Origin of the sequence: Sphingomonas sp., from assembly GCF_965248875.1 — a bacterium.
Classification (GTDB): domain Bacteria; phylum Pseudomonadota; class Alphaproteobacteria; order Sphingomonadales; family Sphingomonadaceae; genus Sphingomonas.
In genome coordinates this window covers 139,180-159,722 of the sequence record NZ_CBDFKR010000004.1, presented here as the reverse complement: position 1 = coordinate 159,722, position 20,543 = coordinate 139,180, and the positions used below count along the sequence as shown (strand labels likewise).

The window sequence follows — 20,543 nt, the reverse complement described above, 5'->3', positions numbered from 1 at the left end:
GTTTGCCGGATAGGAAGCGTCCGCCGCCACATGGCTGCGGGAGTGGTGCCGGATTGCGTGTGACGGAAGAATGCATGACCGCTGACTCCCCGGCGACCGGCGCTCCGGCGCAGGCGTCGCTTGTCATCCTGCTTACCTGGTTCGGTCCGTGGCCGGCGTGGATGCGCTTCTTCCTCGCCTCGTGCCGGTACAATCCCACCGTGCACTGGGCGATCATCGGGGACGCGGAGCCGCCGGCGGACGTGCCGCCGAACGTGTCGTTCGTCACCCACAGTTTCGCCGGATACCGCGCTCTGGTCGCCGCTCGCCTGGGGATCGAATGCGCCTGGCCCTCGGCGTATAAGCTCTGCGACCTCAAGCCCGTGCTCGGCTATCTGCATCCGGAGCTGATCGCCGGGTATGATTTCTGGGGTTTCGGCGACATCGACGTCATCTATGGCGACATCCGCGCGATCTACGATGCGACGGTGTTCGAGCACGACATCATCTCGTCGCATCCGCTGATCACCGCCGGCCATCTAACCCTGATCCGCAATAGCCCCCGGCTCAACGCCTCGTTTAAGCGCGTGCGTGGGTGGCGGGGCCTGCTCAGCCGGCCCGATCATCGCGGATTCGACGAGTTTCAATGGTCGCATCTGTTCAGCGAGCTGCGCGGCGATACTTGGTTCGCCCGTGTCAGGCAGCGCCTGCGCTCCCCGTCGCTGCCCGCCAAGGGCTATTTCGTTGAGCAGCATTCCTCCGCCCTGTGGCCGCTGCCGTGGATCGACGGCAGCACGAACTATCCCGAGTTCTGGTATTGGCGGAGGGGCCGGCTGACGGCCACAGGGGCCGGCGACCGCGAGTTCCTGTATCTTCACTTCACCAACTGGCAGTCGAGCCGCTGGGTCGATGGTGACGTGGCCGTCTGGAAGCGCCTCGATTCGATCGATCACCTGGCGGCCGGACGGCCGGACGCATTCCGGATCGGAGCCGACGGCTTCACCGCATTGGATTAGCGGGCGGCGGGATCTCCGGCGGCTCGCCACAGCGCCGCCTCCACACTGGTGCGATCGCCGACCGGCAGGGCAAGCGGCACCGGGCGCAGGCGCGGGCGCACGACCCGCGCCGGGTCCTGTCCCATCCATCGCACCGCGACCAGGCGGCCGCTTCGCGCCAGCAGCCGGTTCGCCGCGTCGGGGGAGATCATCCCCGGCACCGCGAATCCGGAGGCCCAGGCATCTGCCTGCGCGGATGGCAGCCCGACGATCGACAGCGAACAGCGTGGTGCCCGGCAGTAGCGCAGCAGGTCCAACGCCGGCTGCTTGCCGCTGACCAGCACCGCCGCGCCGGGCGCTTGCCGCTCGATGCTTGCCACGATTGCCCGCCACGGCTCGATTTCGCGGGTGGGATACCAGACCAGCCAGCCCGCCGCCGTCGCGAGCACGGCGGCCGCCACCCCGGCGATCATCAGCGGCCGGGGGCGCAGACCGGCCAGCCCGGCGGCGACCGTGACCAGAAAGGGAGCGCTGGACCAGTAGACGGTGCGGTCCAGGAACATCGGCACACGCTGGCTCAGCACGAACAGCAGCGCCGGGGTGGCGATCGCGAGGAAGGGCAGCAGCAGCAGCTCGGCCCGTCGCCGCCAGCGCCGCGCGGCCGTCCCCGCCGCTGCGACCATCACCAGCGCCACCGCGAACTGCACCGGGCCGAGCTGCCACGGCAGGTAGCTCTCCATCGTCATCCGCACCGCGTAGGGCAGCGACGGCGGACCGATCCAGCCGATCGTCCTGCGCGTCCCCGCCTGCACCAGCGTCAGGTGCGCCCACCACGCCCACAGCAGCAGCACCGCTGCGTTGGCGGCGATCCATGCGCCTGCCGCCCGCCACTGCCGCCGCATCGCCAGCAGGGGCAGGACATAGGCGTTGAGGACGGCGGGCAGCAGGAAGAAGGTCGTGTGCGCGTACAACGCCACCGTGCAGGCGGCGGCATAGCCGAGCAGCAGCCGCCCGCGCCGCTGCGGCGCGTCCGGTGCCAGGAACACCACCACCGCGAGGATCGCAGCCACCGCGGCGGCATGGCCGAGCACATAGCCGCGGACCTGCTGGCTATACATCACGTGCTGCGCCGACAGCGCCACGAGCAACGCCGACAACAGCCCCGCGCGCGCTCCGCCTGCGCGGCGGCCGAGGAGGTACACGGCCGCGACGCCGATGCAGCCGAACAGCACCGACATCAGCCGTAGCGTCGCGTCCGCGTCCCCAAACAGCGCGATCCAGCCGTGCAGCAGCGTGTAATAAAGCGGGGGGTTGGTCTCGCGCACCATCCAGTTCGACCAGAGAAGGTGGACGGGTGCGGCCGCAAACTGCGTGGAGGCGACCTCGTCGTTCCACAGCGAATAGTGCAGCCCCGCCAGACGCAGCGCCAGCGCCAGCGCGACCACCAGCACCAGCGTCGGGCCAATGCCGTGGACGGCCGTCCGCGGCGTCGCGCCCTCGCTCACCCCGCGGCCAGCGCCGGTGCGGGTCCGGCGACCCGCTTCGGCTTGCGCAGCCCCCAGACGATGCTGCTCGCCGCGCCGAAATTGAACACCGCGCCCATGAGCGCCCCTGCGACCCCCGCCAGCGACCAGCTGTGCGTCCGTTCGATCGCCAGCTCGGCGACACCGACATTGGCGAGCGCGCCGACGCTGCAGACGATGCAGAACAGGATCGCGCCGGTGATGAGCCGGCTCCCGCTCAACCGGCGGTCATGGTAGGTGAAGTTGTTGTTGACGGCGAAGTTGAACAGCATCGCGCCGCCGATCGCCGCCCCCTGCGCGGGAAGGAATGCCAGCCCGAACAGGTGCTTGCATGCCTCCAGGATGGCGAGATGGACGACCAGCCCCAGCCCGCCGACGATCGAGAACAGCACGAACCTGGGCGGGATGAGGCCGCGCGAGACCTTCTCGATCAGCAGAAAGGCGAATTCCGCCAGGACCATCACGCTGATCTTGCTCTCGCCCTCGCGCCGGTTGCGGAACTCATAGGGTATTTCGGCGATCTTGAGCGGCCTGGGCGCGGAGCTGATGATGTCGAGCAGGATCTTGTAGCCCTGCTGCGACAGGTCATAGACCGACGCGGCGAACACCGCGCGTCTGACCATGAAGAAGCCGCTCATCGGGTCGCTGGTCTGATCGCCGACCAGAAAGCGGCTCAGCGTCGTGGCGAGGCCGCTCATCCGCTGGCGCTTCTGATCCCAGCTGCCGACGCCCCCACCCAGCGCGTAGCGGGTGCCGACCACCAGGTCCGAATCGGTTGACATCAGCATGTCGTACATCGCGGGCAGCCTGGTCTCGTCGTGCTGGAAATCGGCGTCCATCACCGCGACCGCATCGCCATTGGCGACCAGCGCGCCCTCGATCACCGCCGATGCCAGCCCGCGGCGGCCGACGCGGCGCAGACAGCGGACCCGCGGCTCGTCGCGCGCCAGCCGCGCGACCTCGTCGAACGTCCCGTCCGGGCTGTCGTCGTCGACGATCAGCATCTCCCACGACAGATCGCCGAGCGCGTCGCGCACCGCCGCCACCAGCGCCGCCATGTTGGCGCGCTCGTTATAGGTCGGCACCACCACCGACAGCATCGGCGCCGCGAACCGCGCGGCGGCGGGCGGCAGGACGGTCATCGCGTCAGTCCTTTCCATGCCACCCCGCACCTCGCGCCCGGCCTGGAGCGTCGTTGCGGCTGGCCGACCGTGCCCGCTGCCCCGCACGCCTCGCAGCGGCGCCGATCGTCAACGCGGCGCGCATGTGATCGACTGCGGGAACAGGCAATGTTCGCCCGCCTTGGTGAACGCGACCCAGTCGACCTCGGCCAGCACCGGCGTGCGGCTCGCGTCGAGCGGGCCCAGCCAGGCGTCGCTCGACCCGCTGCCGCTCCACAGCGAGAGGAACAGGTTTGCGGGCGTAGTGGGAATGGCCGCGCCATGCTCCTCGCGCACCAGCCGGCCATTCACGTACCAGCGCGCACTCTCCGGTCCCCAGACAAAAGCATAATTGTTGAACGCCGCCGACGCATCGAAGCCCAACGCAGGCGTACTCTCATGCCCGCCATGCCCATGCTGCCAATAGTTGAGCTGCACGGTCTGCGGGTTGCGGCCCAGGAACTCGAAGTCGAGCTCGTCCGCCACGCCGTTGACATAGCTGAAGAACGCGGTGTTCAGCCCCGATCCCGCGGCGGTCCTCAACCGCGCCTCGAACGTCCCGTAGCCGAGCGTCGCATAGGTGCGGATTTCGGCGCAGCGATACGGGCGCAGACGGTCGACGGCGCGGCCCAGCGTCATCTGCAGCTTGCCGCCCTGCACATAGGCGTTGGCGCGCGACCAGGCGCAGCCCTGATGGTCGCCGTTGACCCAGCCGTCCGACACCATCCACCGGCTCGTGTCGAGCCGGTCGAACCCGTCAAAGAACGACCCGCCGGTCGGTGGCGGGGCCGGCTGGGCCGACGCGTTGCCCTGCCCCGCCCCGGCCGCCGCGTTGCAGGCGGTGGCGAGGGCCAGCAACGCCGCGGCCGCACCCGCACGCATCGCCCGCGCCCGGTCAGTTGACGTAATAGCCCTTGAACTGTTTGTGATAGCCATAAACGTCCTCCTGTCCGGTACTGCCGAACTTGCGGATATCGACCTGGGTCAGTGCGACGCCATAGACCTTGGCGCGCGCGCCGATCAGCAGGTCCAGCGCCGTATCCGCCGCGCGCAGCGACGTGTGCCGCCAGCGCGCGAGCAGCAGCACCGCGTCGGCTAGGCTGGCGACCAGCCGCGCGTCGGCGATGCCCAGCACCGGCGCGGTGTCGATCACCACGAAGTCGAACCGTGCCTTGAGGTCCGCCAGCAACGCGCTGACCAGCTCGGACGCGAGCAGATCGCGGCCGCCCTGCGGCGCACGATGCGTCCCCAGGATCTTGAGGCCGGTCGCCTCGTCGTCCAGCAACGCCCGGTCGACCGGCACATGGCCGGCGAGCACGTCGAGCAGCTGCCCCTCGCGCCCGTTCAGCAGCGCGTCGCTGGCCGAGTGGCGACGGATATCGCAGTCGACCAGCACCGTGGACGCGCCGGACAGTGCCAGCGTCCGCGCCAGGCACAGCGCGGTGGTGGTCTTGCCTTCGCGCGGCAGGGCGGAGGTGACCGCGATCACCTTGGGCCGGCGATTGCCGCGCAGCGTGACGGACGCGCGAAGGTTGCGCAGCGCCTCGGCGAAGGTCGAGAGCGGGTGCGAGACGATATAGTCCTGCGGCGGCTCGGTCGCGCGTAACCCGTCCAGCGTCGATTCGACGTCGGGGATCGAGCCGAGATAGCGCGCGCCCAGTCGCCGTTCGACGTCCGCCTTGGTCTTGATGCCGCTGTCGAGGAACTCCGCGACGACGACCGCCAGCGTCGAGGCGACCAGCGCACCCAACAGGCCGATCAGGTAGATCAGGCGGACGTTGGGCGATGACGGCCCGGTCGCCGGAATGGCGGTCGACGCTCGGCTGGCGAGCGGCTGCTCGATGCCGTCGCGCGCCGCCGTGCCGCGCGATTTGTTGAGGAACGCCTCATAGACGACGCGCGCGGCCTCCGCCTTGCGCTGCAGCTCCAGAAAGCCGACCTGCGCCTGTGCATTGGCGGCGAGCCGGGTCCGCGCCTGCCCTTCGCCCGACTGCAGCGCGCTCAGCTTGGAGGCGGCGACATTCACCTCGCCCTGCATGCTCGACAGGATGCGGTCGATCTCTTCCTGGATGCGCGCCTGGACGTCGGTCAGTCGCCGCTGTTCCTGATCCACCGCCGGATGCCGCGGGCCATAACGCGCCCGCAGCTGAGCCAGGTTGCGGCTGCTCTCGGCTTCGGCCGTCCGCAGCGCACCGACCGTGCCCGAGCCAAGCGACGCGCTGACGTCGCTGCCGCCGCCGCCGCTGCGCAGCTGCTGACGCGCGGTCGCGAGGCGGCTCTGCTTCTCGGCCAGGTCCGCGCGCTGCTGCTGGACCTGGGTGTTGAGCGACGACGATTCCTGTTCGGCGAGCGTCGCACCCTCGGCGCTCATCAGCCCATTGGCGATCTTGTACGCCTGCAGCGACGCATCGGCGTGCTCCGCTTCCAGCCGGAGCTGGTCGAGGCGGCTGTTGATCTGCTGGTTCATCTGCTGCGCGGAGCGGGTCTTCTCCTCGTCGATGGTGGCCAGATACTGGGTGATATACTCATTGGCGATGCGCGCCGACAGCGTCGGCGACACCGTCGTTGCCGCGACCTGGATGAGCGCGGTCTGGCCGGCGCGGCGGATGCTGACTGTCGACCGCAGCCGCTGTGCCGCGGTGGCGAGCCGGTTGCGCTCCTGCACCGGCGTCAGCGGCCCGGTCTGATCGGGCGCGGCGCCCGCGAACAGCGGATCGTCGAGCAGGCCGAGCGCGATCACCGTCCTTGCCGACAGCTGCGGCGCGTCGAACAGGAGGATCTGCGTGTCGATGACGTCCGATGACGGCGCCTGGTCCCCCGGCGCGCCCGCCGTCGCCTGCACCGGATCGCCGCCGCGCGGCTCGACCAGCGCGGTCGCCAGCGACGTGTATTTGCGCGGCGCCAGATTGGCGTAGGCGATCGCCGCGCCGAGGATCAAGGCGAAGACGACGAGAAAAATCCACAGGCGGCGAAAAAAGATGATCAGCAGCGTCTTCGGGTCGGGCAACAGCGAGCTGTTGCCGACGGCTGTCTCGTTCACATCTTGCGTTGCCTCGGCCTCCAGAGGCTCGGCCGGCTCGGCAGTCGCTACGGTCAAAGAAACAGTCCTTGTTCAATGGTCGGCAATCGGGTGATCCCGCCGCCCGACCGGCGACAGCCGAGGCCGTACACCGCGAAACAGCGGAACGGCGCCGGGCCGAATGCCGCAAAGCGCGACACATGGCTATGTCTGTTAGCGTAATTCGCTTACCCGAACGTGTAGCGGAGGTGAAGCGTTTGAGGTCGGTCGAAACGGCGCTGCGGCGCCGGGAAGAACTGTTGCTCGGACTATGGTCGGTCCGCGCGGCGCTGGTGCTGGCGCTGGTCACGGCCGGCAGCGTCGAGGTGAGCGGCGCGGCTCCGGGCGGCGTGCTCGCCACCCTGTCGTCGCTGGTGTTCCCGGCGCTGTTCGCCACCGCGGGCTTTTCCGCCGCACGGCCGAGCACGGGCGCGACCTGGCGCGAGGCGCTGGTCCGACGGTTGCGGCTGGGGCTGCCGCCCTATGTCTTCATCATCGTCGTCAGCGTCGCCATCCTCGGGCCGCTGGCGACCAACCTGGCGTTTGCGGATTATGCGACGACTCTCGACACATATGCCTACCTTCTGAACCTGGTCGGCGTCCCCCGCTATGAACTGCCCGGCGTGTTCGAGTTCAACAACGCCGCCAACGTCGTCAACGCGATCGTCTGGCTGGCACCCTGCTACCTGTTCGTGATCGCGATCGCCGCGCTGCGCTCGAACCGGCGGGACGTGCGCGCGGCGCCCGCCGCACTGGCGGCGGCACTGGCGCTCGCCAGCCTTCTGGTCGAGGCGCTGGACCTTCTCAATCAGGGCGACCGGTCGCTCGCGGTGCTGATCCTGCGCGGCGACGGGACGGCGGCGCTGCTGGGCGGGTTGCTGGGAGCGGCCGCCTATCAGCTGCGCAATTGGGTGCCGGCCGACCGGCGGCTGGCGATCGGCGCGGCCGTGCTGGTCGCGGCCGGCGCACGGCTGGGCGGCAATGTTGGGCAGTTCGCGCCGTTGCTGCGGGTCGGGGTGACGGTGCCGATCACCTATCTGGTCGTCTATTTGGTGCTGCGCCCTCTACCCTTCGCGGCGATCGGCCGCGCGCTGGCGCCGTTCCTGCCCGGGCTGCTGTTGTTCAGCTATCCGCTGCAACAGGTCGCGATCCAATACGGTCCGCGGCCGCAGGGCCCGCTGCTCAACCTGGCGCTCGCCGGCACCGCCACGTTGCTCATCGCGGGCGCCTTCTGGCGCGCCATCGGCAGCCGCATCGTCGCCCGCCCGCTCGCCCCCAAGACCATCCAGGCGTCCCCGGCCCGCAGCGTCCGCCGCCTGTGGCGCACTGTCCGGCGGCTCGCACCCCAGGCGGCGGTCGGCTATGTCGGCGCCGCCGCGGCGGTGGCGGCCGTGTTCTTGGCGCTGCTGTGGATGGTGTATGTCGCCTCCCAGCCAGATATTGGCGAGATGTAGGCCGTGGCCCTCCGCTTCTGGCAGCGCCGCGCCGTCCCCCCTCCGGCCCAGCGCCTTTACGCAATCGGCGACGTTCACGGGCGCCTCGACCTGCTGATCGCTATGGTCGAGGCGATCAAGGCGGACGTGCTCGCGCGATCGCCGGCCTCGACCAACGTCATCGTGCTCGGCGACTTTATCGACCGGGGACCCGATTCGGCCAGGGCGGTCGACCTGCTGATGCGGCTGCGCGTCGAGCCGCGCGTCGTCGTGCTAAAGGGTAATCACGAGGCGGCGATGGTCGACGCCCTGGCCGGAGACTTCCACGCGCTCGACCTGTGGCTCGCGCATGGCGGGCTGGCGACGCTTGCCAGCTATGGCGTGGACACGGCCGTGCTCGATCTGGACGACACCGCGCAGCTGCTCCGCGTCGCGCGGGAGGCGGTTCCGGCCGAGGTGCGGCGGTGGATGGAGCAGCTACCCTCCTATGCCGCGTTCGGCCGCTATTACTTCGTCCATGCGGGCATCAACCCGGGTGTGCCGCTGGACCAGCAGACCGACGCCAGCCGCCTGTGGATCACCGACGCGTTCACGGCCAGCGACGAGGATCACGGTGCGATCGTGGTTCACGGCCACAGCATCAACGAGGACGGCGTGGTCATCGCGGCCAATCGCATCGGCGTCGACACCGGCGCCTATCGGACCGGGCGGCTGTCGGCGGTAGGTCTGCAGGATGGTGAGGTCTGGATAATCACAGCGACCGCGCCGCCGCACCCGCTGGCCGCGGCGGCGGCCTAATAGGCGCCGTGACCCATGAACACCGCCGGCACCGTGCGCAGGATGATGCGCAGATCGCCCACCGCTGACTTCCCCCGGACATAGGCGACGTCGCAGGCGACGCGACGGCGATAGGTCGTCGTGTTGCGGCCGCTGATCTGCCAAAGCCCGGTGATGCCCGGCCGAACCTGGCAATATGTGTGGAAATAGCGGCGATACCGGCCCGCCTCCGCCTGGACGATGGGGCGGGGCCCGACGATGCTCATCGTCCCGGCAAGGACGTTGAACAGCTGCGGCAGCTCGTCGAGGCTGGTCTTGCGCAGAAACGCGCCAACGCGACTGACCCGCGGATCGCGCCGCAGCTTGTGATACAGCATCCACTCCGCCCGGGCGTCGGCGTCATGCTCCAGCAGATCGGCGAGCAGCGCGTCGCCGTTGACGTGCATGGTGCGGAATTTCAGGCAGGAAAAGCTCCGGCCGCCCTTGCCGATGCGCTGGTGCCGAAACAGTATGGGATCACCCGACGACCACACCGCGAGCGCGATGATCGTCATGAACGGCGCCAGGAAGACCAGCGCCGCCAGCGCGACGACGATGTCCAGCAGCCGCGCCAGGCGGTAGTCGTCGGACGTCGAGCCGGGTGGCGGCAGCTGAACGCACGCCCTCAGGTCGTACGCTCCGGCAGCAAGCGTCATTTCTGAGGCAGCGAATGCCTTGAACAAGACCATGCCCCTTTGGCGCTGCCCACGGCCATCCCGCAGTGCAGCATTGCCTATCTCATCTTCGTTCGAGTCGGACAACAGCCGATTGGGGTGGTTTTCAGAATCTAGCACGCGTTCTGTCCCATTTTGGGCGGCAGTGAGCGGGTCGCGTTCGCCGAGGCGCGCCTGACAGCACACGCACGGCCATGTCGCCACTCGAGGGCGGGCGGGTAGCACGGCAATAATGACAATCTTCCGAACGGCCCGTGCAAAAAGCGGCAGGACGTGCGCAGCTACGATTTACCGCAATAGGATTCTGCTGACGGCGCAGCGGCGCCGCAGCTCTTCAGACAGCGCACGAGCAGACGTTGACCGAATATGCTTGGCGAAGATGCCGACCCCCGGCGGACCGGATGCGACGTCTCCGTAAACCCCCGCTTCTAGAAGTGCCGTTCGCCGATCCGGATCGTATCGCCTGCATGCACCACGACCGGCACGCCTTCGCGCAGATCGATGAGCCGTTCCTGCGTCTCGTTGGCACGCTTGACGAACGCCCGGCGGTTGTTGGCGCGATAGGTATAGCCGCCCGCCGATGCGACCGCCTGTTGCAGCGTCAAGCCCGTGGATACCGGGTACTCGCCGGGCCGGTTTACCTCGCCAAGAATGTAGAAGGGCCGGAATGAGACGACCTGGATGCTGACCCGGGGATTGTTGATGTAACCATCGGCCAGCGCAGTGGTCAGCGCGGTCTGCAGCTGCTCGACGGTCTTGTCGGTGGCGCGCAACGTGCCGACCAGCGGAAAGGTCAGGTTGCCGCCGCTGGTGATTACATAGTCGCCGGTCAGCGTTTCCTCGCCGAACACGATCACATGGATCTTGTCGCCCGACGCCAGCGTGTATTCGTCTTCGCTACCGGCGGCCGGCGTTGGTGCGGCGGTCGTGGTCACAGCCGGCGTCACCGCAGCTGCAGATGGCGCCGGCGCGGCTGTGACGGGCGCGTTCGCCGTCACCGGCATAGCCTGTGTCTGCGCCGACGCGCAGGCCGTGCCGGTCAGCACGAGCATCAATGCCGCGGGCAGCGCCATCAATCGGCGGCATTCGTTGAACAGACCCAAGACGCATACTCCGTGCGGACAGGCGGCAAATATTGGACGTCGATCGACTCGGCAAGCCTCTAGGCCGTTTGGTCCGACAGCTTGGGCGGCACCTGTGACTGGCGTTGCCAGCCATCATCACGTCACCTGCCCGATCGGCCTTGCGACCGTGCCACCGCCAGGGGCTAGGGACTAGGCGAAATGCGCCGCGGCGAGGCATATCCACGGGATACCGCCGCCGATCAGCCAGGCGAGCCCACGCGCCGGACGCGACCATTTTTCGACAACAGGCTGCGGCACGACGCGCGCATTGTCCGTGCCAAACACGCCATAGACGACAGTTTCGTTCTGGAACGCCGCCGCGAGCCTTGATGGCGACAGCGGCTGCACGAACGCGCAGCCATGCTCGACACCCTCGACGCGGACGACGGTAGCCGGCGCGGCGCCCGATCCGGCCAGCCCGACCTGCACCGCGGCTCCGACCGGCAGCCTATCAGCCGAGCGGAACGAAAATCCACCTGCCGACAGATCCTGAACAACCACTTCGATCGGCGTCATTCCATCGGCGCGCACCGTGCTGGGGCAGCCGATCGTCTCGCGCGGCTCCCACCGGCGATCATCCGATTCGAAAACTGGCTTCAACGCGGTCAGCATGGCAGTCGCCCCTCGAGGCGGACGGCTAATCCCGACACGTTAACAGCCCGTTGAAGCGGTCGCGGAACTTGTCGATGCCTTGCGCTTTCGTATAGCAAGGACAAAGGAACAAAGGAGAGGCGCGGTGCGTGCTTGGATCGCCGGCGGTGCGCTGGTCGAACGATCGTGGAGAGCGTCGCCCGCTTGGTCCCCGCGTGTGCGAACGTCGCGTCGTTCCGCCCCGGCCATGCGTAAGTCTCGCCTGCGTTGGCTCGCCATGGCGGGTGCGGTATCGCTGCTGATCTGGGCGGCCCTGGCCTTTCTCCTCACCTCCTGAGATCACCGGCGCGCATGGATCGCCAGCGGTGATCGGCCGCTGCGATCCGGGCAGGGTGTCTCGTGATGCGGACGATGGTCGGCGCCTGCACCCGGCAAGACTGCGCTATACTGGTCCTCACCTGACGTCGGCACCCCGAGAACAGGGCGCGGTCGCGGGTCGTTAATCGGATGGACGGTCCGGGCACGCTAAAGGATCGTGCGAATCACCATTCTGACGAGCCACCCATCATGTCGACTACGCATGCCGAGCTGACGCCGCCCAGGCTGCGCCGCCCGCTTCCCGCCTTGCGAATCGACTGGCGGCTGCTGCCGTTGCTGATCGGCGCTGCGTTGCTGGTCGTGCCGACGATGCAGGGGATCGCGGCGGTATCCTGGTCGACCGAGCAGGGCGCACACGGCCCGATCGTGCTCGCGATCGCGTTATGGCTGTTCTTCAGACGCTGGTCCGCCATCCGCGCCCTGGCGGCGCCCGGCTCGGCGCTGCGCGGCGGCGCGGCGCTAGCGATCTGTCTGCTCAGCTACATGGTCGCGCGCGTCGCCGGCAGCATCGTGCTGGAAAGCGCGGCGATGTACGGCGCCCTTGTCGCGACGCTTTATCTGTTGGTCGGATGGCGCGCGATGAAGGCGGCGTGGTTTCCGATCGCCTATTTCCTGTTCGTGCTGCCCCCGCCGGGTAGCTGGGTGGCGACCGCTACCCAGCCGCTGCGCCTCGGCATTTCCGGCATTGCCGTCTCGCTGCTGGCGCAGTTGGGGCTGCCCGTCGCGCAGTCGGGGCTGACCATCTATATCGGTCAATATGCGCTTGAGGTGAAGGCCGCGTGCAGCGGCCTCAACTCGATCATCAGCCTCAGCGCGATCGGGCTGTTCTACGTCTACATCCGTCACAGCGCGCGGCCGGCCTATGTCCTGATGATGGCCGCGGTGATCGTGGCGATGGCGGTCCTCGCCAATTTCGTCCGTGTCATCCTGCTGATCCTCATCACCTATTACATGGGAAACGAGGCGGCGCAGGGCTTCCTGCACCAGTTTGCGGGAATGACGATGTTTGCGGTGGCGCTGGCCGGGACGATCGCGATCGATTCGGTGCTGAGCCGGTGGGCCGGCCGGCGGGGAGAACCGGCATGACTGAGTCCTTGCTTCCGCGGCCGGGAATCTCCCGGCGCGGCCTGGTGATCGGCGGCGCGATGGCGCTGACGTCGGCAGCAGCCTGGGGGGTGCAGCCGCGCCATACCGAGCACCGGCTCGCGCATCGCAAGCTGGGCGACCTGATCGCACGCCGGGTCGGGCAGTGGAGCGTCACGGCGCCTGCGGGGGTGATCGTGCCGACCGAGGAGGTGGCGAATACCGACGGCTATGATCAACTGCTGACGCGGGTCTATGTCGCGCCGGGCCTGCCGACGATCATGCTGCTGATCGCCTATGGCAGCACGCAGGGGGGCAGCCTCCAACTCCATCGGCCCGAGACCTGCTATCCCGGCCAAGGCTTCCGGCTCAGCGCGTTCGCCGATTCGGACCTCCCGCTGGCGCCCGGGCTACCCGTGCAGGCGCGCGGCTTTACCGCGCGGCGCGACGAGCGCACCGAGCGCGTGCTCTACTGGACGCGGATCGCCGACCGCTTCCCGCGCAACACGGCGCAGGAATATGCGACGATCATCCGGAGCGTGCTGCGCGGGACGGTGCCCGACGGCATCCTGGTGCGGGTGTCGTCGATCGGCCCGGACGACCGGGGGGCGGAAAGCGAACTGGCCCGATTCGCCCAGGAGATGGTTGCGACCGCAACCCCGGCCGGCCGGCAGGTGTTGATCGGGGTGGGGTGACGGTCGAGGTTGCGTCGACTGACTGCCGAAGCGCCCGGTGTCTCGGCCAGGCTGATCCCCCGAACCATTTTACCGGCAGCCCCGTGCGTGCATGCCGGTCACCGCCGTGGCCCGGTTGACGAGCACGAACCGCTCTGCGTGAGGCGGGGCAATCGACGATCTCGGCGCACCCGCTCCTTTGTCGCGGCAGCGATCAGTGCTGCGACAGGCGATCGAATGGCCGCAGAACGTAGACGATATAGGCCAGTGTCGCGACCAGCATGACGACGGCGATCATCGAATAGCCCTGATTGCCGACATAATTGGTCGCAGCACAGCCGCTGGCTGCAACCAGATAGCGCCAGAGCGGATCATGCGCCGGCGCATTTCCGATAGACCTCTCCAGAAACAACACGATCAGCCCGCCAAACAGGGCCAGCGTCAAGATATCGAAGACCGTCATCGTCGCCCTTCCCGGACCTCACCTGCACCATAGCACAAACGCAAAGAAGCGCCACCTCCGCAGAGGTGACGCTTCTTTGACGAAATGCTGTAGATCAGGCGGCGGCGAACGCCACCTTGCGACGACGGACCCGCAGCGCGGCGCCGGCGAGGCCGAAGCCTAGGATCATCAGACCCCAGGTAGCGGGCTCCGGAACGGCAGCGGCGAGCGCGTCGATCTCGAAGGCAGCCTGCGTGGAGCTGAACGCGACATTGGTGATGCGCGACAGGCCCAGCGTGTCATAGGTGATCCGCCCGGTGTTGTTCGGCCCGGCGAACGGTGCAGGCGTCGCGCCCGGCGCCGTGTTGTTGGCGGTCAGGCCAGTCGTGATGCCGAGTCCCGAATAGGTCGTCACGGTCGAGCCCGACCCATCGGTCGTGGTAATCGCAACCGTATTGTAGTTGTCGAGCGAGCCGAACGAGAACGAGAACAGCGTCACACCGGCGCCGAAGGCGACGTTGAAGGTGCCGTTCACGATCGCCAGATACGCATCGGGCGAACCGTCGGGCTGAAGCGCGACGCCAGGCTGGTTCTGCGTGCCCGGATAGACCCGGACGTCACCAGTCTTCGTCTCGGTGTACGGGCTGACCGCCGGCGTCGTGAACTGACCGCCATTGGCGACGCCGCCGTTATTGAAATCCTCGAACACCGCAGCAGTGGTGTACGCCGGAACGGTGTACACGCCAGGGGTGAAGAGAACCGTGGGAGGAGGAGCAGCCATCGCGGCCCCCGATGTCATCAGCGCGGCGGTAGCGCCGGCCAGCATATACTTACGCATTGTCATGCCCCCTTGCGATGCCAAACCGGCAACCAAGCCATCATAGGAACGCGGAAGCGCTCCCTTCTCGATTTCGTTTAATCATTCTTTAGCGATCGAGTCCAGTCCGGAGTCGGTCCAAAAATCGCCGAATCCCGATTCGAGACATCGCACTGCAGCATGGATCAGTACGATTGTCGCTCGGCGGTGCAGCAAACCGCAAAGCCCCGCTCCAACCCGGCGATTTCCGCCGCGCTACGCTCTGGAGGAAGCCGGTAATGCGGCGCGCTTGTCACCGTGCGCGACCGGTAGCCTGGCCGCTGGGCCGGGCAGCGGGTTGGAAGGCGGGGTCATAGGTGATCCGCGTAGCGGCTCGCAGCTTCGCCATTTCAGCGACCAGCGCCTTCTGCACCCGTTCGCGCTGCAGCATGGCGGTTGCCGATTCGTTCCACGTGCCCGGGGCGGTCGCCGCAGGCTGCCGATCCACCACCGCGCTGATGAAGGTGATGCCGTTCACCGTCAGGTCGAACAGCTGACCGTTGGGAAGCGAGGCGATCTGGCGCGCGACCATCGATTCGACGGTGCCGGTGTCGAGCACGGCGCGTCCGCGCCCGGCCGGGACATGCTCCGCCTGCAGCCGGGCGACGATCGCGTCGAGCGATGGCATCGCCGCCAGCTCCTTGATCCTGTTGACGTTGGTCGGCGCGGGGAAGCGCACCTGATCCAGCGTCAGTCTTGCCCGCCCGCTGAACGTGGCCGGGTTCTGCTGGATAAAGGCCTGCACCTCGCCCGGGGTCGGCGCCGGCTGCGCGGAGGCGATCCGCTTCAATGCCAAGTTGGCGAGCAGCGACTGTTCGAGCTGGCGGCGACGCGCGACATATTCAGGGCCGCGGTCGAGCTTCTGATCGCGGGCATATTGCGCCAGCAGGTTGCGCTGCACCACGCGATCCAGGATCGCAGGCGCATAGGTCTGGATGTCGGTGCCGGCCGGCACGCCGGCAACATCGGCCTCCGCGCGCAGCTCGGGCTGGGTGATCTCTTCCGACCCGACCACCGCGACGACCTGGCCGCCCGGCTTCTTCTGGCAGCCCATGATCAGCAGCGGCGCGATCGCGACGGCAAGCAGCGGCAGCCGGCGCCGCGTGCGACGCGATGCGGTGACGGGCATTGTGGTCATTCGGTCCTCCAGCCGTTTGTTGGCGGGCTGCTTAGCAGCGTTTGCCCCGCGCGCCACGCGCTTTCCCCGCGGGCATGCGGCCCCGATTGCAACCCACCGCCGTCGTCTTTGTTTGAGACATTCCAAGGCTTATGCAGTAGGCCATGCCGCCAACGAAGAGAGGAAGTGCATGACCAGTCGGCGGACTCAACAACGCCTGTCGGTCACCAGGATCGCCGGCTTTGCCGCCTGGGTCGTGATCGTCGGCCTGTTCCTGTTCTGGCAGGCTGCGAAATATGAAGGGATCATGTCGCTGATCGGCGAGTGGCAGTTCAACGCCTTCGGCCGGCACTATGCGACGCTGAACTACGTCCTGCTGGTCCTGCTGCTGTGCCTGCCCGGCTATCTCATCTTCCTGCGGCCGCGCGCGCTGGCGGAGGACGACCGGCCCGACGCGCTGCTGTTCCGGTCCGCGCGCACCTTCCTGCGCGCCGTGATCGGCGCCGTGATCGGGATGGGGGCGATCGCGCTGCTCATCTTGGTGATGATGCTGCTGCTGCCGAGCGAGCGGGGGCCGGTGCAGCATATCGACCTGACCCGGCCCGCACTGACCGAGCCGCACGAGGGGCCGACCGAATTGTCGGGCACCGTGCTGTACGAGCGCACCGCGGGGTTTGACGAAGACATGCTGGTGGCGCGGCGCACCTTCCGCTTTGCGCCGGTCGTCGGCGCGCGTCAGGGCGGCAACGAGCTGCGTTATTTCGTTCAGTTCGCTCCCGCCGACGCGCGCACCAATGCGGGCGCCATGACCATGACGGGGGTGCTGAAGCGCAACGGCCTGCCGGGCGAGATCGTGCGGCTGTTCCGCTACGCCGGCTATCAGGTCGATCAGCCGCATTACGTCCTGTTCGCCGAACCGGCCGCGATGCGCTGGCCGTACATCACGACGGCGGTGCAGCTGGTGATCGGCGCCTTGCTGGCGCTGGCGCTCGGCCTGTTCCAGCGGCGCCGCGTGCGCCGCATCGACCGGCAGGTGCATGGCGAACCCGTAAGTACTTGACCGCGCGTTAACAACAAGGACGCGGCAATTCCTTAAGGTGCGGCCGGTAGGGTGCGGCCATGCTCAGGCTGATGCCCGTCGCACTCGCGCTGGTTCTGGCTCCCGCGGCCGGGGGCCCGAAAGCCTTCATGGCGCAGGCGCCCGAGGTCGTATCGCCGCAGCCTCCGCTTGCGCCCCCGCCCTCGGCTGGCGAGCCGCTGGTGATCGACCAGGCACGCGACGGACTGTTCTATCTTGAGGCGAAGGTGAACGGCGCCCCCGTCCGCTTCGTCGTCGATTCGGGCGCCAGCGTCGTGATCCTCAACGCCGCCGACGCCGCGCGTGCGGGCGTCGTCTCTCATGGCGGGGTCAGCGTCGACACGGCAGGCGGGTCCGCGCCGATGCATCGAGCACGGCTGCAGCGGCTGGCGCTCGCCGGTCAGGATCTGGCGGATGTCGACGCCGTCATTGTCCAGCGCGATCTGGACGTCTCGCTGCTCGGTCAGAGCGCCCTGTCGCAAATGCGCTCGATCACGTTCCGCGGCAGCCAGCTGGAGCTGCGCTAACCGGCGTCGGGCCCGAGCGCAGACCGGGCGTCAGACCCGGCGAAGCCGATCGGCCGTGCCGCGGTCGCGCCGCAGCAACCCGCCGACACCGCCGAACCCCAGGATCATCAGCGCCCAGGTCGCGGGCTCCGGCACGGCCGGCACGACCGGCGTCGCCGTGGCGGCCGGGGTCGGTGTCGGCGATGCGCTCGGGGTCGGGGTCGGGGTGGCGGTCGCCGTCGGCGTCGGGGTCGCTGTCGCGATCGGGGTGGTCGGCGTCACCGCCTGCGCCACCGGGCTCGCGCCGGGCTGGTTCAGCCCCGCCGGCAGGAACGGAAACGCATCGCCGGGCGACGAAGGAAAGGCCGGTACCGCGGCATTCTGGATGGTCGGCCCCTGACCTTCTCCGGCGACAGGCTGATCGTCGGGGACGAAGGGGGCGGTGGGCGTCGTGAAATCCTCGGCGACCGGCGCCGCGCTGCGCCGGTTAGACCCCACCGGCCGTCCGGGCGTGCGCGCATAGAAGCCGCGCGGGCCGACCGAGTCGACGAGGTTGGGCAGTCTCGCCAGGCTGGCGAAATCGATCGGCGGCGGTACGGCGGCGGCGAACGCGCGCAGCCCGACGGCCTCCGTGATGAACAGCGCGCGTTCCTGACGCGGGACAAGCGCCAGCGCGAGCGCAATGGTAGACAGTCCGGCCAACAACAGGCGCTGGCGACGGTGGTTGCTGACCGGCTGCTCGACGGGCGTTGTCATGGCTTCCCCTACTAAGTCCAATCAGATACGCAACTTGCCTTAAGAAGGCAAACGGTCCAGCCCCGAATTGGGACAGGAGCGAGAGGATTGATTCTGCTTCACTTTAGCAAACCGAGGGCCAGGGTACGCGCCCGGCTGCTGCCGCTATCGTTGCTGGCGGTGCTGGGCGGATGTTCGGGTTGGCACGGCACCGCCGACGAGCGGCAGATCAACACGCTGCTGCTCAAGGTGTTGACCGCCGACGGCCGCAACATCTGCGTCGACAGCGGCGCGCGGGGTGAACCCCTGGCGATCTACCGTGACATGCTCCCCGCGCCTGAGCCAGCGCGGCGGCCGCTGGGCTGGACCGCGCCCCGGCCGCTCGACCCCGGCCGCAACCTGTCGGGCCGCGATCTGATCGGCAGCGAGCTGCAGGGCGAGCATGTCGTGCTGCCTGAGCGGCCGTCATTGCAAGGCCAGCTGTCGGTGGTCGATCAGGGGCAGCTGAACGGCTATGCCAACCGCGCGTCGCTGCTGGAGACGAGCCGGCCCGTGCGCCTCGCCGAAACGGCGGATGCGCCCCATGCGCGGGTGCGCTGGTGGGGGTGGAACCGCCTGACCTCGTCCTGCCACCCGGTCTACACCGTCTCGCGGACGATCATCGTCGACAATGTCGCCTTTGTCTCGGTCACGGCGGCGCATCAGGGCAGCACCTATGCCTTTCGCAGGACGGGCACGGCCTGGGCGCCCTATGCCAAATGGAGCACTTGGCTGTATTAGACGCCGGCCAGCACAGGATCGCCGTCACGGCGCGGCCATGACGGCGATGCACTGGCGATAGACCTCGCCGACCTCGGCGTAGAAGGCGGCGTCGCCGTGGACCAGCCCGTCCGCCATTCGCGCCTGCAGCGCCGGGGTGAACGCCCCGCCGAAATAGTCGAACAGGCTGAGAAAGGCGACGCCGCTCGCCGCCGCCTGCGCCGCGGCGGCATCGCGATAAGCGGCCGGATTGATCGCGAACTGGCTGCCCGCCGGATGGGGGAAGACGAGCAGGACGTCGCCGGACAGCCGCGCCGTATCGACGATCGTCTGCAGGCTGGTGCGGTAGGCGGCGATCGCCACCTGACCGCCGATGTCGTTCAACCCCAGGTTGATGATGGTCAGGTCCGGGGCGTCGAACGCCAGCGAGTCGTTGTTCGACCAGTTGCTGCCGGCCGTCGCCTGATCGGCCGAGGTCGCACCGTTGCTCGCGTGATTGAGGATGTCGATCGCGTACGTTCCGTTCGCCCAGGCCATCACCGATCGCATCGCCGCCGCCGTGCTGGTCGTCACGCGCAGGCTGTGGATGCCGGCTGCAGCCGCCGTGACGGTGATCCGGGTGAAGCCGGCGTTGCCGCCCGGCACCGACACCCCGCCGCCGGCGATCGTCGCGCCCGGCGCAGCCACCGTGCCCGGCGCCGCGCCGTCGACGAGAAAGCTATAGCTGCCGCCGACATTGAACGCGACGACCTCGAAACGGTCGACCGCAACGGCCGGCGTGAAGTCAAAGGTGCCGCCACCGGGGCTGAAGAGGAAATTGCCGCCGGCAAAACCCTGGCCGCCGTCCGCGATCCACGGCGACGACGCACCGAGCGTCACGCGCGGATCATAGACCGGCAGCGGCACGAAGGCCTTGTTGCCGTTGTCGCCGACCACCCCATTGTCGAGCGCCGGATAGCCGGCCGCCGACAACCGCGCCGCCAGCACCGCCGCAGTGCGGTTGGCCCTGGCGCCGCCGAGCTGCTGGGTGCTGGTCGGGTCGCCGCCGCCCGCCCCCGCGGTGGTGCTATCACCCTTGAAGACGATGCGCCCCCGCCCCGTTCCCGCCGCAACGCGCGTGAGCATCGCCTTCAGCGCCGCATTGGCGGCGCCGTTCGCGGTAAAGCCCGTCGGCGCGGCCGGCGGCGGGGGTGGAGGAGGCGGGGCAGTGACCGGCACGCCGATCGGCCCCCTGCGGTGACGGCTGAGCCCCAGACCGATGCGGGCCATCAGGCGAGCGCCACCAGGTCGGCGGCGGTCGTGCCCGTTGCGCGAACGAAGCGGGCGCGGACGTCGATCACCTGCCCGCTCGCCACGTTCTTGAACACGACATCCGCGCTGCCTGCGACCCCCCGGAGGGTGACGGAACCGCCGGTGCCGACGTAGATCGCCTTGGGGATGATGGTCAGCTCGTTGCTGTCGTGCGGTGCGATCGCAAAGGGTGCGCGCGCCGAGTCGCAGGCGCCGTCGGCGGCGTCGCGATAGGGGTCGATACTCATGAAATTGTCCTTGTGCCGATGGTT

The 20,543-nt window shown here is 68.5% G+C and carries 21 protein-coding genes; 8 read left to right on the top strand and 13 right to left on the bottom strand.

What is annotated here, in order from left to right; all coding sequences use genetic code 11:
- Positions 1 to 74: 74 nt before the first annotated feature.
- A complete protein-coding gene (locus ACP2AD_RS03275; RefSeq protein WP_425228652.1) occupies positions 75 to 995 on the top strand; it encodes a DUF6625 family protein in 921 nt (306 codons plus the stop codon).
- Here the strand turns inward: ACP2AD_RS03275 and ACP2AD_RS03270 are convergent.
- From ACP2AD_RS03270 to ACP2AD_RS03255, 4 genes are all read right to left on the bottom strand, one after another.
- Positions 992 to 2,479: a glycosyltransferase family 39 protein gene (locus ACP2AD_RS03270; RefSeq protein ID WP_425228651.1), complete on the bottom strand. Its 1,488-nt coding sequence runs from the start codon at positions 2,477 to 2,479 to the stop codon at positions 992 to 994. The two genes, ACP2AD_RS03275 and ACP2AD_RS03270, sit on opposite strands and share 4 nt — an antisense overlap.
- A complete protein-coding gene (locus ACP2AD_RS03265) occupies positions 2,476 to 3,639 on the bottom strand; it encodes a glycosyltransferase (RefSeq protein ID WP_425228650.1) in 1,164 nt (387 codons plus the stop codon). The genes ACP2AD_RS03270 and ACP2AD_RS03265 overlap by 4 nt, the downstream gene beginning before the upstream one ends.
- Before the next feature lie 108 nt (positions 3,640 to 3,747).
- Positions 3,748 to 4,539 carry a family 16 glycosylhydrolase gene (locus ACP2AD_RS03260; protein ID WP_425228649.1) on the bottom strand — a complete coding sequence of 264 codons (792 nt, stop codon included), beginning with the start codon at positions 4,537 to 4,539 and terminating at the stop codon, positions 3,748 to 3,750.
- Between the two features lie 13 nt (positions 4,540 to 4,552).
- Positions 4,553 to 6,697 (bottom strand): GumC family protein, encoded by a 2,145-nt coding sequence (locus tag ACP2AD_RS03255; protein WP_425228648.1) that lies wholly within the window; start codon positions 6,695 to 6,697, stop codon positions 4,553 to 4,555.
- A gap of 278 nt (positions 6,698 to 6,975) precedes the next feature.
- Here ACP2AD_RS03255 and ACP2AD_RS03250 point away from each other — a divergent pair, with 278 nt between their 5' ends.
- Both ACP2AD_RS03250 and ACP2AD_RS03245 read left to right on the top strand, forming a co-directional pair.
- A complete protein-coding gene (locus ACP2AD_RS03250; RefSeq protein WP_425228647.1) occupies positions 6,976 to 8,169 on the top strand; it encodes a hypothetical protein in 1,194 nt (397 codons plus the stop codon).
- A 3-nt stretch (positions 8,170 to 8,172) separates the two neighbouring features.
- On the top strand, positions 8,173 to 8,946 hold the full coding sequence (locus ACP2AD_RS03245) for a metallophosphoesterase family protein (protein ID WP_425228646.1): 774 nt from the start codon (positions 8,173 to 8,175) through the stop codon (positions 8,944 to 8,946).
- On the opposite strand, the gene ACP2AD_RS03240 is transcribed toward ACP2AD_RS03245, so the two are convergent.
- From ACP2AD_RS03240 to ACP2AD_RS03230, 3 genes are all read right to left on the bottom strand, one after another.
- On the bottom strand, positions 8,943 to 9,647 hold the full coding sequence (locus ACP2AD_RS03240) for a sugar transferase (RefSeq protein WP_425228645.1): 705 nt from the start codon (positions 9,645 to 9,647) through the stop codon (positions 8,943 to 8,945). The genes ACP2AD_RS03245 and ACP2AD_RS03240 overlap by 4 nt on opposite strands.
- A gap of 419 nt (positions 9,648 to 10,066) precedes the next feature.
- Entirely contained in the window at positions 10,067 to 10,711 is a 645-nt protein-coding gene (locus tag ACP2AD_RS03235; protein ID WP_425228644.1) for a polysaccharide biosynthesis/export family protein, read from the bottom strand.
- Between the two features lie 201 nt (positions 10,712 to 10,912).
- Positions 10,913 to 11,374 (bottom strand): PilZ domain-containing protein, encoded by a 462-nt coding sequence (locus tag ACP2AD_RS03230; protein WP_425228643.1) that lies wholly within the window; start codon positions 11,372 to 11,374, stop codon positions 10,913 to 10,915.
- 546 nt (positions 11,375 to 11,920) lie between these two features.
- Here ACP2AD_RS03230 and xrtV point away from each other — a divergent pair.
- Both xrtV and epsI read left to right on the top strand, forming a co-directional pair.
- Positions 11,921 to 12,817: an exosortase V gene (gene xrtV, locus ACP2AD_RS03225; protein WP_425228642.1), complete on the top strand. Its 897-nt coding sequence runs from the start codon at positions 11,921 to 11,923 to the stop codon at positions 12,815 to 12,817.
- Positions 12,814 to 13,509, top strand: coding sequence for an exosortase-associated protein EpsI, V-type (epsI, locus tag ACP2AD_RS03220; RefSeq protein WP_425228641.1), 696 nt, complete (start codon positions 12,814 to 12,816; stop codon positions 13,507 to 13,509). Before xrtV ends, epsI begins: the two co-directional genes overlap by 4 nt.
- A gap of 193 nt (positions 13,510 to 13,702) precedes the next feature.
- Here the strand turns inward: epsI and ACP2AD_RS03215 are convergent, their stop codons facing one another.
- The 3 genes from ACP2AD_RS03215 to ACP2AD_RS03205 all read right to left on the bottom strand — a co-directional run bounded on the left by ACP2AD_RS03215 (position 13,703) and on the right by ACP2AD_RS03205 (position 15,924).
- Complete coding sequence (locus tag ACP2AD_RS03215; protein WP_425228640.1) at positions 13,703 to 13,951, bottom strand: XrtV sorting system accessory protein; 249 nt, start codon at positions 13,949 to 13,951, stop codon at positions 13,703 to 13,705.
- Positions 13,952 to 14,045: 94 nt separating this feature from the next.
- A complete protein-coding gene (locus ACP2AD_RS03210; protein ID WP_425228639.1) occupies positions 14,046 to 14,768 on the bottom strand; it encodes a PEPxxWA-CTERM sorting domain-containing protein in 723 nt (240 codons plus the stop codon).
- Positions 14,769 to 15,039: 271 nt separating this feature from the next.
- Positions 15,040 to 15,924 carry a hypothetical protein gene (locus ACP2AD_RS03205; protein WP_425228638.1) on the bottom strand — a complete coding sequence of 295 codons (885 nt, stop codon included), beginning with the start codon at positions 15,922 to 15,924 and terminating at the stop codon, positions 15,040 to 15,042.
- Positions 15,925 to 16,093: 169 nt separating this feature from the next.
- Between ACP2AD_RS03205 and ACP2AD_RS03200 the strand changes: the two genes are divergently transcribed.
- Both ACP2AD_RS03200 and ACP2AD_RS03195 read left to right on the top strand, forming a co-directional pair.
- Positions 16,094 to 16,963 carry a hypothetical protein gene (locus ACP2AD_RS03200; RefSeq protein ID WP_425228637.1) on the top strand — a complete coding sequence of 290 codons (870 nt, stop codon included), beginning with the start codon at positions 16,094 to 16,096 and terminating at the stop codon, positions 16,961 to 16,963.
- A gap of 59 nt (positions 16,964 to 17,022) precedes the next feature.
- Positions 17,023 to 17,508, top strand: coding sequence for a retropepsin-like aspartic protease family protein (locus ACP2AD_RS03195; protein ID WP_425228636.1), 486 nt, complete (start codon positions 17,023 to 17,025; stop codon positions 17,506 to 17,508).
- A gap of 30 nt (positions 17,509 to 17,538) precedes the next feature.
- Here the strand turns inward: ACP2AD_RS03195 and ACP2AD_RS03190 are convergent, their stop codons facing one another.
- Positions 17,539 to 18,243 (bottom strand): PEPxxWA-CTERM sorting domain-containing protein, encoded by a 705-nt coding sequence (locus tag ACP2AD_RS03190; protein ID WP_425228635.1) that lies wholly within the window; start codon positions 18,241 to 18,243, stop codon positions 17,539 to 17,541.
- 87 nt (positions 18,244 to 18,330) lie between these two features.
- Between ACP2AD_RS03190 and ACP2AD_RS03185 the strand changes: the two genes are divergently transcribed.
- Positions 18,331 to 19,002, top strand: a complete 672-nt coding sequence (locus ACP2AD_RS03185) for a hypothetical protein (protein ID WP_425228634.1) — start codon at positions 18,331 to 18,333, stop codon at positions 19,000 to 19,002.
- Positions 19,003 to 19,026: 24 nt separating this feature from the next.
- Here the strand turns inward: ACP2AD_RS03185 and ACP2AD_RS03180 are convergent, their stop codons facing one another.
- Positions 19,027 to 20,250, bottom strand: a complete 1,224-nt coding sequence (locus tag ACP2AD_RS03180; protein ID WP_425228633.1) for an SGNH/GDSL hydrolase family protein — start codon at positions 20,248 to 20,250, stop codon at positions 19,027 to 19,029.
- Positions 20,250 to 20,519, bottom strand: coding sequence for a spike base protein, RCAP_Rcc01079 family (locus tag ACP2AD_RS03175; protein ID WP_425228632.1), 270 nt, complete (start codon positions 20,517 to 20,519; stop codon positions 20,250 to 20,252). The genes ACP2AD_RS03180 and ACP2AD_RS03175 overlap by 1 nt, the downstream gene beginning before the upstream one ends.
- Positions 20,520 to 20,543 lie beyond the last annotated feature (24 nt).